At 57.2% G+C, this 14,370-nt stretch carries 13 protein-coding genes and 6 tRNA genes; 10 read left to right on the top strand and 9 right to left on the bottom strand.

The features are described from left to right. The first annotated feature begins 8 nt into the window (after positions 1–8). On the top strand, positions 9–173 hold the full coding sequence (locus I6L41_RS07175; RefSeq protein ID WP_155521816.1) for a hypothetical protein: 165 nt from the start codon (positions 9–11) through the stop codon (positions 171–173). 471 nt (positions 174–644) lie between these two features. Here I6L41_RS07175 and I6L41_RS07170 read toward each other — a convergent pair. Then, positions 645–720 (bottom strand) — tRNA-Asn (locus tag I6L41_RS07170). 133 nt (positions 721–853) lie between these two features. Here I6L41_RS07170 and uvrB point away from each other — a divergent pair. The 3 genes from uvrB (at position 854) to I6L41_RS07155 (ending at position 3,947) form a co-directional block, all read left to right on the top strand. Next, complete coding sequence (gene uvrB, locus I6L41_RS07165; RefSeq protein WP_005336898.1) at positions 854–2,866, top strand: excinuclease ABC subunit UvrB; 2,013 nt, start codon at positions 854–856, stop codon at positions 2,864–2,866. Next, positions 2,863–3,120: a YkvA family protein gene (locus I6L41_RS07160; protein ID WP_005360976.1), complete on the top strand. Its 258-nt coding sequence runs from the start codon at positions 2,863–2,865 to the stop codon at positions 3,118–3,120. Before uvrB ends, I6L41_RS07160 begins: the two co-directional genes overlap by 4 nt. Before the next feature lie 179 nt (positions 3,121–3,299). Then, entirely contained in the window at positions 3,300–3,947 is a 648-nt protein-coding gene (locus I6L41_RS07155; RefSeq protein ID WP_041202713.1) for a DedA family protein, read from the top strand. Between the two features lie 77 nt (positions 3,948–4,024). Here I6L41_RS07155 and dsbB read toward each other — a convergent pair whose 3' ends face one another. Both dsbB and nhaB read right to left on the bottom strand, forming a co-directional pair. Further along, positions 4,025–4,546, bottom strand: a complete 522-nt coding sequence (gene dsbB / locus I6L41_RS07150; protein WP_005336895.1) for a disulfide bond formation protein DsbB — start codon at positions 4,544–4,546, stop codon at positions 4,025–4,027. Positions 4,547–4,644: 98 nt separating this feature from the next. Continuing rightward, entirely contained in the window at positions 4,645–6,225 is a 1,581-nt protein-coding gene (gene nhaB / locus I6L41_RS07145) for a sodium/proton antiporter NhaB (protein WP_216962989.1), read from the bottom strand. Between the two features lie 333 nt (positions 6,226–6,558). Here nhaB and fadR point away from each other — a divergent pair, with 333 nt between their 5' ends. The 6 genes from fadR to I6L41_RS07115 all read left to right on the top strand — a co-directional run bounded on the left by fadR (position 6,559) and on the right by I6L41_RS07115 (position 12,080). Continuing rightward, positions 6,559–7,272: a fatty acid metabolism transcriptional regulator FadR gene (gene fadR, locus I6L41_RS07140; protein WP_026034983.1), complete on the top strand. Its 714-nt coding sequence runs from the start codon at positions 6,559–6,561 to the stop codon at positions 7,270–7,272. Positions 7,273–7,537: 265 nt separating this feature from the next. Continuing rightward, positions 7,538–7,678 (top strand): TIGR02808 family protein, encoded by a 141-nt coding sequence (locus I6L41_RS07135; protein WP_005345965.1) that lies wholly within the window; start codon positions 7,538–7,540, stop codon positions 7,676–7,678. A 188-nt stretch (positions 7,679–7,866) separates the two neighbouring features. Next, positions 7,867–8,424 carry a YaeQ family protein gene (locus I6L41_RS07130; RefSeq protein WP_005336887.1) on the top strand — a complete coding sequence of 186 codons (558 nt, stop codon included), beginning with the start codon at positions 7,867–7,869 and terminating at the stop codon, positions 8,422–8,424. Positions 8,425–8,436: 12 nt separating this feature from the next. Next, positions 8,437–9,321, top strand: coding sequence for an AEC family transporter (locus tag I6L41_RS07125; RefSeq protein WP_216962987.1), 885 nt, complete (start codon positions 8,437–8,439; stop codon positions 9,319–9,321). A gap of 175 nt (positions 9,322–9,496) precedes the next feature. Further along, the gene (locus I6L41_RS07120; protein WP_058056875.1) at positions 9,497–9,961 is read left to right on the top strand and encodes a hypothetical protein; all 465 of its coding nucleotides are present in this window, start codon (positions 9,497–9,499) and stop codon (positions 9,959–9,961) included. A 283-nt stretch (positions 9,962–10,244) separates the two neighbouring features. Next, complete coding sequence (locus I6L41_RS07115) at positions 10,245–12,080, top strand: sigma 54-interacting transcriptional regulator (protein ID WP_106843627.1); 1,836 nt, start codon at positions 10,245–10,247, stop codon at positions 12,078–12,080. Between the two features lie 169 nt (positions 12,081–12,249). On the opposite strand, the gene I6L41_RS07110 is transcribed toward I6L41_RS07115, so the two are convergent. The 6 genes from I6L41_RS07110 to I6L41_RS07085 form a co-directional block, all read right to left on the bottom strand. Then, positions 12,250–12,326 (bottom strand) — tRNA-Val (locus I6L41_RS07110). 38 nt (positions 12,327–12,364) lie between these two features. Beyond that, positions 12,365–12,441, bottom strand: a tRNA-Val gene (locus I6L41_RS07105). A 26-nt stretch (positions 12,442–12,467) separates the two neighbouring features. Further along, positions 12,468–12,544 (bottom strand) — tRNA-Val (locus I6L41_RS07100). Between the two features lie 18 nt (positions 12,545–12,562). Beyond that, positions 12,563–12,639 (bottom strand) — tRNA-Val (locus I6L41_RS07095). A 13-nt stretch (positions 12,640–12,652) separates the two neighbouring features. Continuing rightward, positions 12,653–12,729, bottom strand: a tRNA-Val gene (locus I6L41_RS07090). A 159-nt stretch (positions 12,730–12,888) separates the two neighbouring features. Next, positions 12,889–14,268, bottom strand: coding sequence for an MATE family efflux transporter (locus tag I6L41_RS07085; protein ID WP_005360967.1), 1,380 nt, complete (start codon positions 14,266–14,268; stop codon positions 12,889–12,891). Positions 14,269–14,370: the final 102 nt, after the last annotated feature.

Raw genomic sequence — 14,370 nt, 5'->3', positions numbered from 1 at the left:
ACAAGCGGATGAAATCTGGCAATTTTTGCTGTAACCGCCGTTGTCAATTAGTGAAATCTGCTGCTCGCTACCGAAGTGCTCTGGCGCAGGACGATTTTTTAGATTCTGCTGTTCAGCCGCTTGGCGGGGATCAGTTTCAGCAGATTCAACCGATGGCCGCCATGGTTGGCTGAGGGGCAAGTCAGCTTGATATTTGCCCGTTTGCCCACGGGAAAAGGGTTGGCAAAAAGATGCTTCTGAAAAGTGCCAATAGAGCCTGTCACTAGGTGGTTCCGGAGGGAGCAAAAAAACAGCATAAAATCAGGTTGGCCAGCAAAATGACTCTTCGCCGGGGGCCATCAAGGGCAATCCCGCGTCCTGACAGGGCTTGCTGCACTTACCCACAGAATCTGTGGATAACCCTGTTTATGAAACTTGTTCATCGCCCTGAAAGCCGCGCCAGCACTGGGATGCAAGGGCTGTTCAAAAAATACCGGAAGAAAAATGTTTGTATAAAAATCAAATAGTTATATGCGACAGGAGAAAACTCTGTCGAGCCGGGACGGGTAACAAAAAGGAGCGTCAGCAGCAAGAAGGATCTTGTGCATTAAAATTGGCAGAGGAGGGCACTAAAGTGGATAACTTGCACCGAGATGGTGAGGATTTGGCTCCCCCGACTGGACTTGAACCAGTGACATACGGATTAACAGTCCGCCGTTCTACCGACTGAACTACGGGGGAACATCAGGCAAGGAGGAGCATCATACAGAAGGTGTCCGGGGTGGTCAAGCCATTCGCGGGATGATGGCACGGGTGTACCGCTGCCAAACCCTCGGTTACACTGCTCCTCTGCTGTTTTGTGTCGGGAGTGTTCATGAGCAAATTGTTCAAGTTAGCCAGCCAGTTTCAACCCGCCGGGGATCAGCCCACGGCGATTGCCCAACTGCTGGATGGCATCGAGTCGGGGCTGGCCCACCAGACCCTGCTCGGGGTGACCGGTTCGGGCAAGACCTTCACCATGGCCAACGTCATCGCCACCCTGAACCGCCCGACCATGATCCTGGCTCCCAACAAGACCCTGGCCGCCCAGCTCTATGGTGAGATGAAGGAGTTCTTCCCCGACAACGCTGTAGAGTATTTCGTCTCCTACTACGACTATTACCAGCCCGAAGCCTATGTGCCGACCACCGACACCTTTATAGAGAAGGATGCCTCGATCAACGATCACATCGAGCAGATGCGATTGTCCGCCACCAAGGCACTGCTGGAGCGGCGCGACGTGGTGATCGTTGCTTCGGTGTCGGCCATCTATGGTCTGGGGGATCCCCAGGCTTATCTGAGCATGATGCTGCATCTCAAAGTGGGGGATGTGATCAACCAGCGGGATATCCTGCGTCGCCTCGCCGAGTTGCAGTACACCCGCAACGACATGGCGTTTCAACGCGGTACTTTCCGGGTACGCGGTGAAGTGATCGACATCTACCCTGCCGAATCGGACAAGCTGGCCCTGCGGGTAGAACTCTTTGATGAAGAGGTGGAGCGCCTCTCCCAGTTCGATCCCCTGACCGGCGCTATCGAGCAGACGGTAGTGCGTTACACTATCTATCCCAAGACCCACTACGCTACCCCGCGCGAGACCATTCTGGGGGCTATCGAGCATATCAAGGAGGAGCTGCGCAGCCGCCGCGAGCAGCTGTTGTCCCTCAACAAGCTGGTTGAAGAGCAGCGCATCAGCCAGCGTACCCAGTTCGACATGGAGATGATGCAGGAGCTGGGTTACTGTTCCGGCATCGAGAACTACAGCCGCTACCTCTCCGGCCGTGCGCCGGGGGAGCCGCCGCCCACCCTGTTTGACTACCTGCCGGGGGACGGTCTGCTCATCATCGACGAGTCCCACGTCACGGTGCCGCAGATCGGCGCCATGTTCAAAGGGGACCGCTCCCGCAAGGAGACCCTGGTGGAGTACGGCTTCCGGCTCCCCTCGGCGCTGGACAACCGGCCGCTCAAGTTCGACGAATTTGAAGCGCTGATGCCGCAGACTGTGTTTGTTTCGGCGACTCCCGGCCCCTACGAGCTGGAGAAGTCCGGCGGCGATGTGGTGCAGCAGGTGGTGCGCCCTACCGGCCTGCTCGATCCGGAGATCGAGGTGCGTCCGGTGACCACTCAGGTGGACGATCTCCTTTCCGAGATCCGCAAGCGGGTCGCCGTCGAGGAGCGGGTGCTGGTTACTACCCTGACCAAGCGGATGGCGGAAGACTTGACCGAGTATCTGGCGGAGCACGACGTCAAGGTGCGCTACCTCCACTCCGACATCGATACTGTGGAGCGGGTGGAGATAATTCGCGATCTGCGCCTCGGCAAGTTCGATGTGCTGGTGGGCATCAACCTGCTGCGGGAAGGTCTCGACATGCCGGAAGTGTCGCTGGTGGCAATTCTCGATGCAGATAAAGAGGGCTTCCTGCGCTCCACCCGCTCGCTGATCCAGACCATCGGCCGGGCGGCGCGTAACCTCAACGGCAAGGTCATTCTCTACGGCGATACCATCACCAACTCGATGAAGGTCGCCATTGAGGAGACCGAGCGGCGCCGCGCCTTGCAGCATGCCCATAACCTCAAGCATGGCATCACCCCCAAAGGGCTCAACAAGTCCATTGGCGATGTGATGGACATGGGAGGCAGCCGCACGGCAGGCAAACCTGGCAAGGGGATGCGCAAGGCGGCCGAGCCGCAAGGGGAGTACCATGTTCGCTCTGCCAGCGAGATTGCCAAAGAGATCAAACGGATGGAGGAGCAGATGTTCCAACATGCCCGTGATCTGGAGTTCGAACAGGCGGCGGCACTACGGGATCAGATCCAGCAGTTGCGCAGCGAGTTGATCGAATCATGAGCCGCAAACGCTGGCTGATTTGGCAACGACTTCGTCGTCTCTATCAGGGTTTTCGCCATCCCGGTACCCCCTGGTGGGCGAGGGGCCTGGTGATCCTTATTCTGCTCTATGGCATCAGTCCAGTGGATCTTATCCCCGACGTGGTGCCCTTGCTGGGTTGGTTCGATGATGTGACCCTGCTGCTGGTGTTGCTATGGGGTTGGGAGCGTTGTTTGCCCCCCGCAGTGCGCAGCGATCTGGAACAGGCCTCCTAGTTCACCTTTTCAACACCACGCTCGACATCACTCTTTGTGCCCCCACCCTCGAAGGAAGCGGAAAAACGGTTTCATTTGAAGGTGGGCGCTGCGGGATGAAAAAGAGGCTGGCCCGGTGATTGTCGCCCGGATGGCATTGGCGTAGACTCCACGCCGTTCACTTTATGGGTATGGAAAAAATGGATCTGATCCTCTTTGCAATCGACTTTATCCTGCACGTTGACGTGCACTTGAAAGAGCTGTTCGAGAACTATGGCGTCTGGGTTTACGCCATCCTGTTTCTGATCATCTTCTGTGAAACCGGGTTGGTAGTGACGCCGTTCCTGCCGGGTGACTCCCTGCTGTTTGCCGCCGGTGCGCTTACTGTGGGCAGCGTGCTGGACGTCCATACCCTGGCGGCCGTGCTGATCATCGCTGCCGTGCTGGGCAACGTGGTCAACTACACCATTGGTCACTTCTTCGGCGAGCAGCTGTTCCGCAACCCGGACTCCAAAATCTTCCGCCGGGATTATCTGGAGAAGACCCACGCCTTCTATGCCAAGCATGGTGGCAAGACCATCATCATCACCCGCTTCCTGCCTATCGTGCGTACCTTTGCGCCGTTCGTGGCAGGGATGGGGGCCATGACCTATCCGCGCTTCCTGGCGTTCAACCTGGTTGGCGGCCTGCTGTGGGTACTCTCCTTCGTCTATGCTGGCCACTTCTTTGGCAATCTGCCGGTGGTGCGTCACAACTTTACCCTGCTGATCTTCGGCATCATCGGTATCTCCCTGTTGCCCATGGTAATCGGCGCGGTCAAGGCCAAGATGAGTACAGCCAAGGCATAACCAGAAATACGGTCAACCAGAATGAGAAGGGGGAGCCATTATGGCTCCCCCTTTTTATCTCCACGCGGGCATGACACTCAGTTGCAGCAGCGCCCTTTCACCAGATTGCCGATGGCCACTACGGTGAAGACCAACAGGTAAGCGGCGAAGATGACGACCAGCCACTGGGGCATGGAGTAACCGAAGAACTGCCAGGTGATCTGGGCACAATCCCCTTCCGGCATAAAGAGCCAGGGGAGCCACTGATCGAGCGGAGCCCAGCTCGGGAAGTCGGCAAACGGGCTGCAGACGTTGAACGGGGAGGGGTTAACCTGATAGTCCACATGCTTGAGGGCCAGCTGGAAGCCGCGGAAGGCACTGTAGCCCCATAGCAACATGGCACTCCAGCGAACATACCACTTATCCGGCGCCACCATGCCGAGCAGACCAGCGGCCAGCACACCCAGGGTCGCCAACCGTTCGTAAACACACATCACGCACGGGGAGAGGCCCAGCACATGCTGGAAGAAGAGGGCGCACAACTCGAGGAACAGGGCTGATGCTGCCAACAGACCCCAGGCCAGCCGATGGGCGGCGATACGGCGGAGAAACTCGATCATCTAATTGATCTCTCAGAAAAAACAGTGGCTGAATTAGAGCAGAGCGGAACCGAAAAGAAAAGGGCCCAGAAAGGGCCCTCGGAAACCATCTCAATGGATTAATGCAGCGCTGGCTGTACCGCTGGCAGCGCACTCTCCATCACCAGCCATCCGTGCTGATAGAACCACTCTGTGGCAGGGCCAAGCAGTAATTCGACAGAGAAAAAGCCGACCAGCCCCAGCACCAGGGTGTAGGGCAGCGCCATCCAGACCATGCGGCCATAGGAGAGGCGCAGCAGCGGAGCCAATGCCGAGGTGAGCATAAACAGGAAGGCGGCCTGACCATTGGGGGTGGCGACCGACGGCAGGTTGGTACCTGTGTTGATGGCTACCGCCAGCAGATCGAACTGGGCGCGGTCGATGGCACCGTTGAGCAGAGCAGTCTTCACCTCATTGATGTAGACGGTGCCGACAAAGACGTTGTCACTGACCATGGAGAGTAGACCGTTGGCTACATAGAAAAGCGCCAATTGTTGCTCTTGTTCCGCCGAAAGAACCCACTGGATCACCGGCTTGAACAACTGCTGATCGATGATGACGGCGACCACGCTGAAAAACACAGCCAGCAGGGCGGTAAAGGGCAGCGCCTCTTCAAAGGCCTTGCCCAGAGCATGCTCTTCGGTAATACCGGTGAACGAGGTTGCCAGCACGATGACCGAGAGGCCAATCAATCCTACCGCTGCAAGATGCAGAGCCAGGCCGACGATCAACCAGATGGCGATCAGAGCCTGTACCATTAGCTTGGCCTTGTCCTGCTGGGTGCGTTTGGCATTCTCATGCAGGTTGTACTCCTCCATGATGGCGCGCACCGACTCCGGCAATTTGGCTCCATAACCGAACCATCCCATCTTCTCGACCAGCACACAGGTAAGCAAACCGCAAATAAAGACGGGGAGCGAGACGGGGGACATACGAATGGCAAACTCGCCAAAGTGCCAGCCAGCCTGCTCGCCGATGATGAGGTTTTGCGGCTCGCCCACCAGGGTGCAGACACCACCCAGCGCGGTACCGATGGCGGCATGCATCATCAGGCTGCGCAGGAAGGCGCGGAACTGCTCGAGAGCCTGATAGTGGTCTTCCTTTACTTCCTGATCATGGGTGTGGTCATGTGCATGTCCAAATCCCTTGCCGGAAGAGACCTTGTGATAGATGGCATAGAAACCGGTGGCAACGCTGATCACCACGGCAATGACCGTCAGTGCATCGAGAAAAGCTGACAGGAAGGCGGAGACCAGACAGAAGGAGAGGGAGAGCAGGATCTTGGAGCGTACGCCGATCAGCAGCTTGGTGAAGACATAGAGCAGCAGCTGCTTCATGAAATAGATGCCTGCCACCATAAACACCAGCAACAGCAGCACTTCGATATTGGCGACTAACTCGTGTTTGACCTGATCAGCGGAGGTCATGCCGATCAACACGGCTTCGATCGCGAGCAGACCACCCGGTTGCAGGGGGTAGCACTTGAGGGCCATGGCCAGGGTGAAGATAAACTCAACGACCAGTAACCAGCCCGCAATGAAAGGATCAAGATGGAAGGCAATCGGATTGATCACCAGAAATAGCAAGATGGCGCTTTTATACCACTGTGGTGCATTGCCCAAGAAGTTCTTGGCGAATGCCTGCCCTAGGCTTATTGGCATGATAATGGGTCTCAACTTTGTTGTTAGGATCTGCTTCTATGCAGTCAAGGATGATTCGACCTGTGCCTCCGGATGTTGGCCTTTATCTGTCTGATTCCTCGTGATTTTAATCAAAAAGCGTGACGATTATAAATGATAGCCGATGGATCTCTGCCCATCTGTCTGTTTTATAACCACCTTGTCGGGGTTGGCTGGCTCCCTCGTGGCGATTAGATACATATTCCCAACACTATATTTGCCATATGTGAGCAGAGGACTGACCTTATGCTTGCCAGCCATCATCGCTTTGATATCATTCGTCAGCCTTTTTACGCATTACAACAGAGTCAATTCATGGTTATAAAAGCGCAGAGCCCAGCTGGGTTTGCCGAGGAATACATCATCGAGTCCATCTGGAACAATCGCTTTCCTCCCGGATCTATTCTGCCCGCCGAGCGTGAATTATCCGAGTTGATCGGGGTGACGCGGACTACCTTGCGCGAAGTGCTGCAGCGACTGGCCCGTGATGGCTGGTTGACCATACAGCATGGCAAGCCGACCAAGGTGAACAATTTCTGGGAAACCTCCGGCCTCAATATTCTGGAGACGTTGGCCCGTCTGGATCAGGATAAGGTACCTGATCTGATAGCTCAGCTGCTCTCCGCCCGTACCCATATCTGCACCATCTTTATCCGCGGGGCGATCCGTCACAATCCGGAACAGGCCGCCGAGATCCTGCGTGGCGCCGATGGGGTCGAGAACAACGCCCAGGCTTATGCCGAGTTCGATTATCGCCTGCACCACCAGCTGGCGTTTGCTTCCGGCAATCCGATCTATGCTTTGATCCTGAACGGTTTCAAAGGGTTGTACAGCCGGGTTGGCAGCTACTACTTCTCCGACAAGCAGGCCCGCGAGACCGCAGATGCCTACTACAAGACCCTGCTCAATCTGGCGGAGACCAAGAACCACGAAGCCGTGTTCATGACGGTGCGTCAGTACGGTATCGAGTCCGGCAAGCTGTGGACCCGCCTGCGTCAGGACATGCCAAGCGATCTGTGCGACAACTGATCCCTTGCCTGTGCTGCCCAAGAAACGCGCCATCCGGCGCGTTTTTTTATTCTGCCGTGTTTGTGTCTATCCTTGATTGGCGGTGGTAATTGCTTGAACTACATGGATATTTGGCCAAAAAGCTTGATCCAGCGCAAATGAACCCTGCATTTATCACTTTGGTGGCATAGGACCCAACCGCTGATTGAGGTCAAATGGAGGCATCAAGAGCGGAGCCAATATCCGCCAGAAGGAACACACCTTTCACCGGATGAAGGACACAACAATGAGTCTTCTTGAACACACCATCTGGACAGTACTGGGATATGGGGCCATGCCCTTTATCTTTCTGAGCGGATTCGTGGCGGTGGCAGTGACCTGTTGCATGCTGCTGAATGCGTTCGGGGTACAGTCCGCCGAGAAGTGAGTCGCTTCTCCATGCCGCCAAATGCCAGTCTTCGGACTGGCATTTGTTTTTTGTGTCTTTTAAAGCACTTATCCCGGCAGGGAAGGGGAAATCTTTGGTCAGGATGGTCGAACCTGCCGCCGATTTTGATTACACTGGCGCCCGTATTTCCCACTCACCCTTCTCTTATCAGGTGTTCAAGGTTTTCTATGGCTCTCAAGGCAACCGTATTCAAGGCCCAGATCAGTTTGTCTGATATGGATCGCAATCTGTATCAGGACTTCTCCCTCACGCTGGCGCGCCACCCCTCCGAAACCGATGAGCGGATGATGATCCGGCTGGCGGCCTTTGCCTGGCACGCCGCCGAGCGACTGGAGTTCACCAAGGGATTGAGCGCCGATGATGAACCCGAGCTCTGGTGCAAGAACTACTCGGACGAAATAGAGCTCTGGATCGAGCTGGGCCAACCCGATGAAAAACGGCTCAAAAAAGCCTGCAACCGCGCCCGTCAGGTGGTGCTCTATCTCTACGGTGGTCGTGGCACCAGCGTTTGGTGGAAGCAGAACCAGGGCAAGCTGAGCCAGCATGACAACCTCAGCATCATCGAACTCTCCGACAGCCAGACTCTGCCGCTGACCGCCATGGTCGAGCGCACCATGCAGCTCACCTGCACTATCTCCGATGGTCAGCTCTGGGTCAGTAACGGCGCACTGGAAGTGACGCTGGATCCGGTGGTGCTGATGGGCAAACCGGCCCGCGAACTGTAACGGACGCCGCCCATGTTCAGCGCCTTGCTCAATATCGTCATTCCGGTGTTCGGTGTGGTCGGGCTCGGCGCCCTCTACGGGCGATTGCGACCGGGGGCCGCGCTCGGTTACGTCAATCGGGCCAATATCGAGCTGTTTACCCCGGCGCTGGTCTTCTCCGCGCTGGTCAAGTATCCGCTGGCGCTGGCGGAGCATATGCCGCTGATTGCGGCGGGGGCGCTGGTTATTCTGTTACCCGGTCTGCTGCTCGCGCTGCTCAAACTCAAAGGAATTGAGCGGGCAGCCCTGATCTTGCCCGCCATGTTCCGAAATACCGGCAATCTCGGTATCCCCTTGATGGTGCTGGCATTTGGCGAGCAGCAACTGGGGGCCATCGTGATCCTCTTTGTGCTCTCCAATCTGCTGCACTTCTCGGTCGGCATGTTTATCCTCTCGGCCAATACCTCCCGCTGGCTGTGGCTGCGCAGCCCGGTGTTGTGGGCCGCGCTGGCCGGTTTGCTAGTGGCCAACCTGCATATCACGCTGCCGGAATATGTGGTGACCACGGCCTCGCTGCTCGGCCAGATCTCGGTGCCCCTGATGCTCTTTGCGCTGGGTATTCGCCTGATGGAGGGGGAGCTCGATCACCTTGGCCTCGCGCTCAAGTGCAACCTGCTCTATCTGCTGGCGGGGGGATTGTCGCTGCTGCTGGCGATCTGGCTGTTGCCGCTCAAGACGGAGTGGATCCCGCTGTTGATGTTGTCGGTTTCCTTGCCCCCTGCGGTCTTGAATTACATGCTCTGCGAACAGTATCACTGCCAGCCGGACAAGGTGGCCAGTATCGTGCTCGGCGGCAATGCCCTCTCTGTGCTGGTGATCCCGCTAGTGGTCTGGCTGGCACTTCATCTGCCTGGCTAAGTCAGATTGCATCGCTGCGGCTCTTCTCGTGGAAACGGTTCGTACCAAATCATTGCCTCCGTGATACATCTGTCGTCCCCGTATCCGGCCCTGAGCCCCAGGGCTAACGGCGACAGCTATAGTATGAAAAAGAGCTGACTGACACTGTTTAACCAATGCCAGTGAGGGAAACCGGATGGGCACAAGTGAGCAATCTGATCCTGTGGGGCAGGCAAAATCGCGATATGACCCGGCATTGCCTACCGGTTATGACTGGCGCAGACACCGCCGTTTTATCCTTAGTGGCGGTGGTTACAAGGCGGAATGTCGCCGTCGCAACTGGTTTCTGGAGTTGCTCAATCCGGTGCCCTATGTGGTGGTGCGCGACATAGCCATCGGCGGCATCGGCATTCTTGGGGCCATACGGTTGAAAGAGGGGGATGAGCTGGTGATTACCATTCCCTCTGGCGAAAAGCTGCGCGGTCTGGTCGTGAGATCCCAGCCAGACCCACTTTTTCCCAAACTCTATCGCACCGGTATTCGTCTGCATCGTTATCCGACGGCCGAGCTGTTTGCCCGCTGGCAAAGTTACATTCAGCCGCAAGATAAAGCGGATTTCGACCATGAGTGCCAAGTCTTGAAACAGGTACGTGGTGCGTGAACCAGATGCCATTTCAGAGGTTGTTTTCCCCACAGTCAGCATGATCCGTTGATGGAGTCCGCAGATCAGCAGGCTTGGCTGACCCGAGTGGTTTATCTCACTGCATGTGTTTTCATCTTTATGTTTTTATTGAATTTTATCTGTGCCTCTGAAGTCGCGGAGGATGCAGATCATTTTCCCTTTTCGTGATCCCCCCCGAAGTAGTTCCCCCTGATATCCCTTAGTATCTGGCCAGCATGACTCCCTTTAGGGGGAGGATAACAAGAACAAAAAGGAATGATGGATGAGATCCGTGAGCAACCAGTGTCTGTTGATGCAGATCCAGCCGACCATCTTGCGCTTTGCCAAGATGCTGGCGAGTGTGCTGCAGCTTGAGGTCGAAATTGTGGATGCCGATATGGTCCGGGTGGCTGGTACCGGGCCCTATGGCAAGTTCTTCGGACGTCAGCTGGAGGGGGATTCCCGCCTGCTGCGCTATGTGATTGATAATCAGCGGGAGAAGATCGTTACCCACACCAGCGATGATCCCGTGTGTGACGGTTGTACCTGCAAGGAGAGCTGCCGTGAGCGCGCCTTCCTCGGGGTGCCCATCATGGTGGACGAGCGCTGCATCGGGGTGATCAGTCTGGTGGCCTTCAGCGACGAGCAGCAGGCGCGCCTCAACAACAATCTTCAGGATGTGTGCGACTATGTGCGCCACATCTCCACCATCTTTGTGGCCAAGTTGCTCGATTCACGCGGGCTGTCGGACGGGGTCAACAAGGTGTTCCTCAATCTGATGACCAACATGGATCAGGGTTGCCTGCTGCTCGATGACAAGAGTCAACTTCTCTACGCCAACGAGGCGGCGCTCCATCATCTGGGTTGCCAGCAGGAACAGCTGCAGGGGCGCGAAGTGGGGATCCGCCCGCTCACCTTTTCCCAACAGGGACTGAGTGGTCATCTTCAGCACATCATCACCTTTGAAGGTCGTCAGGAGCTGATCATCGGCCAGCTACATCATGTGCAGGGGCAGCAGCTCTTTCTGATGGCGTTTCACCAGTCCCACTCCGGTCAGGTTCAGGAGCCGGATCCGGATGTGCGGATCGATCAGCTCATAGGCGAGAGCAAGCCGATGCGCACCCTCAAACGACTGCTGCACCGCATCGCCCAGAGTCCCTCCAGCGTGCTGATTTGTGGCGAGAGCGGCACCGGTAAAGAGGTGGTGGCCCGCGCCGTCCATCGCCTGAGTCCGCGGCAGGACAAGCCTTTTATTGCCATCAACTGTGCCGCCATTCCCGAACAACTGCTGGAGAGCGAGCTGTTTGGTTATGTGAAGGGCTCCTTTACCGGCGCCTCCAGCGGCGGCAAGCAGGGCCTTATTCAGGCGGCCCATCAGGGCACCCTGTTCCTCGACGAGATTGGCGACATGCCGCTCACCATGCAGGCCAAGCTGCTGCGGGTGCTGGAGCTGCGGGAGGTGACCCCCATCGGTGCCAGCCGACCGGTGCCGGTGGATATCCGCATCATCGCCGCCACCCACCAGCATCTCGACCAATACATCGCCGAAGGGAAGTTTCGCGAGGATCTCTACTACCGCATCAACGTCATCCCTCTCAACCTGCCGCCGCTGCGGGAGCGGGAAGGGGACGTGGAGCTGCTGACCCACTACTTCCTCAACCTCCACACCAGCCGTATCGGTATCGTCTATCCCGGTCTGGCGCCCGAGGTGATGGCGCTGCTCAAGGGGTATCGCTGGCCGGGCAACGTGCGCGAGCTCAGCAACCTCATCGAATATCTGGTCAACGTCAGCCAGGCGGGCGAGGTGATTGACGCCAGCCTACTGCCCCCCAATATCATCCGCAATCAGGAGCCCCATCGCGTGGCGGCCCAGTCGATCCCGGTGACCAACCTGGATGCGGCGTTCAATGTGCCTGCCACAGCGCCGCTTTCCGCCACGCCGGAGAAACTGCCTGAACCCGTACCGGGTGAGAGCGGCCTTGAGAGCATGGAAAAACAGATGATTGAAGAGACCCTGCAGCGGCTTGGCAACAAAAAACTGGCCGCACAGGCGCTGGGGATTGGGATTGCCACCCTCTATCGCAAGATAAAGAAGTACGAGATTGCCGTGCAGAGCTGAGGCGCTGGCGGCATAGATCTGGCCCGTGTCGTTTATCGGATGAGACGGGCTTTTTATGGGAACAAGGCTCTGCGCCATTGCCGAATTGTGCTGAACGGATTGGCGGGGCAGGGGAGTGGCTGCATGGCAGAATGCAAAAAGCCCGCTCTATGAGCGGGCTTTTTTAATCTGGTGCGTCCTAGTGGATTCGAACCACCGACCCCCACCATGTCAAGGTGATGCTCTAACCAGCTGAGCTAAGGACGCAGGGTGCGCAATGCGACTTTTATTTCTTTATGCAGAAGTGGTGGGTTTAATTGGATTCGAACCAACGACCCCTACCATGTCAAGGTAGTGCTCTAACCAACTGAGCTATAAACCCACATCTGCATTTCTTTCAATGCTGAATGGTGCGTCCTAGTGGATTCGAACCACCGACCCCCACCATGTCAAGGTGATGCTCTAACCAGCTGAGCTAAGGACGCATAATCAGTGTTTTGTGATGGTGCGTCCTAGTGGATTCGAACCACCGACCCCCACCATGTCAAGGTGGTGCTCTAACCAGCTGAGCTAAGGACGCATCACAGAAAAAGTGGTGGGTTTAATTGGATTCGAACCAACGACCCCTACCATGTCAAGGTAGTGCTCTAACCAACTGAGCTATAAACCCACTTTCTCTTACTTCACTACGCCAGCGCTGCTGACGTGGTCGGCATACTACCCATGCCCCCCAAGGCTGTCAACAGGCCATATGCACAAAGGAGACTGTTTGCCCAGTTCTTGCGCAGCCTGTTGATTTTGCAGGCGAGTTGTCGCTCGCCAAGCCCTGTTACTGAGATCTCGACAGGGTCGTGCAGGCTTCCGGAGTGGCAAAACGGCCATAGATGTAGCGCAATCTCGCCCCCAGCATCAGGGCAGCACTGGTGAGGCCGACGATAAAGCCGATCCAGAAGCCCTGCGGCCCCATCCGCGGCACCAGCCAGTCGGTGAGACCCAGGATCATGCCGGTGGGCAGCCCCAGTCCCCAGTAGGCGACGATGGTGACGTAGAAGATCGCCTGGGTATCCTTGTAACCGCGCAGTGCGGCGGCCGCGACCACCTGCACCGAGTCCGAGATTTGATAGATGGCGGCGAAGAACAGCAAGATGGCCGCCAGGACGATCACCTGCTGATCATCGGTATAGATGGAGGCGATCTGCTCGCGCAGTAGCACCGTCATGGCGGCAGTAGCAGCGGCGATGGCCATCCCCAGCATCAAACCGGTGCGAGCCGCTACCCGGGCATGATGGGGCTGCCCTTCACCGATACTGTGGCCTACCCGGATGGTGACACCCACCCCGATGGAGAGGGGCAGCATAAAGACCAGGCTGGAGAAGTTGAGGGCAATCTGGTGACTCGCCACCGTCTCGGCACCGAAGGGGGCCAGCATCAGGGCCACTACGGTAAACAGGGTCACCTCGCAGAAGATCGCCATGGCGATGGGGAAGCCTAGGCGGAACAAGCGCCAGATCCGGCTACCGTTGGGGCGAGCCAGCTGGGAGAAGAGGCGGATCTCGGTGAAGTGACGGGAGAGCTTCACATAGAGGATCATCGCCAGCAGCATGGCCCACAGCACGATGGCCGTGGCCACGCCACAACCCACCCCGCCCAGTTTCGGCATGCCGAAGTGGCCGTGAATGAAGATGTAGTTGGCGGGAATATTGACCGCCAGCCCGACAAAGCCGATCACCATGGTAGGCATGGTGTGGGAGAGCCCCTCACTGAAGTTGCGCAACACCTGGAACAGCACGAAGGCGGGCAGGCCCCACAGAATTGCGTGCAGATAACCAGTGGTCTTGGCGGCCATCACCGGCTCCACATCCATGAATTGCAACGCCAGCGGGCTGTAATAAAGCGCGATCATCGCCAGCGGGGTGACGATCAGTGCCAGCCAGAACCCCTGATGAACGGCCGGGCGAATGGCCTCCCGTTTACGGGCGCCATTGAGCTGGGAGACGATGGGGGTGAGCGCCATGATGATCCCTTGCACCAGCAGGATCACCGGTAGCCAGAAGCTGGACGCCACCGACACGGCAGCCAGATCGACCGCACTCACCTGTCCCGCCATCACGGTATCGACGAAGTTCATGGCGACCTGGGCCACTTGGGCGACCAGAATGGGGCTGGCTAGACGGACGAGCTGCTTCGCCTCGGACCAATAACGTTGCACTGACACCTCCGAGTGGATCAGATAGATAGAGAAAGAACGGAAATCGGGAAGAGCCTTTGCACTTTCGGACGAAAGTGCAAAGGGTGGGGGAGGCATTCTAGC

Source organism: Aeromonas sp. FDAARGOS 1411, assembly GCF_019047125.1.
GTDB lineage: Bacteria > Pseudomonadota > Gammaproteobacteria > Enterobacterales > Aeromonadaceae > Aeromonas > Aeromonas veronii.
Note: the sequence above shows the minus strand (reverse complement) of the source record. Positions and strands in the feature narration are given on the sequence as shown.

Excerpts from the sequence above, each read along its gene's own strand:
- I6L41_RS07175 (WP_155521816.1), top strand. The coding sequence starts at position 9 with ATGAAATCTGGCAATTTTTGCTGTAACCGCCGTTGTCAATTAGTGAAA.
- uvrB (WP_005336898.1), top strand. The coding sequence starts at position 854 with ATGAGCAAATTGTTCAAGTTAGCCAGCCAGTTTCAACCCGCCGGGGAT.
- I6L41_RS07160 (WP_005360976.1), top strand. The coding sequence starts at position 2,863 with ATGAGCCGCAAACGCTGGCTGATTTGGCAACGACTTCGTCGTCTCTAT.
- I6L41_RS07155 (WP_041202713.1), top strand. The coding sequence starts at position 3,300 with ATGGATCTGATCCTCTTTGCAATCGACTTTATCCTGCACGTTGACGTG.
- dsbB (WP_005336895.1), bottom strand. The coding sequence starts at position 4,546 with ATGATCGAGTTTCTCCGCCGTATCGCCGCCCATCGGCTGGCCTGGGGT.
- nhaB (WP_216962989.1), bottom strand. The coding sequence starts at position 6,225 with ATGCCAATAAGCCTAGGGCAGGCATTCGCCAAGAACTTCTTGGGCAAT.
- fadR (WP_026034983.1), top strand. The coding sequence starts at position 6,559 with ATGGTTATAAAAGCGCAGAGCCCAGCTGGGTTTGCCGAGGAATACATC.
- I6L41_RS07135 (WP_005345965.1), top strand. The coding sequence starts at position 7,538 with ATGAGTCTTCTTGAACACACCATCTGGACAGTACTGGGATATGGGGCC.
- I6L41_RS07130 (WP_005336887.1), top strand. The coding sequence starts at position 7,867 with ATGGCTCTCAAGGCAACCGTATTCAAGGCCCAGATCAGTTTGTCTGAT.
- I6L41_RS07125 (WP_216962987.1), top strand. The coding sequence starts at position 8,437 with ATGTTCAGCGCCTTGCTCAATATCGTCATTCCGGTGTTCGGTGTGGTC.
- I6L41_RS07120 (WP_058056875.1), top strand. The coding sequence starts at position 9,497 with ATGGGCACAAGTGAGCAATCTGATCCTGTGGGGCAGGCAAAATCGCGA.
- I6L41_RS07115 (WP_106843627.1), top strand. The coding sequence starts at position 10,245 with ATGAGATCCGTGAGCAACCAGTGTCTGTTGATGCAGATCCAGCCGACC.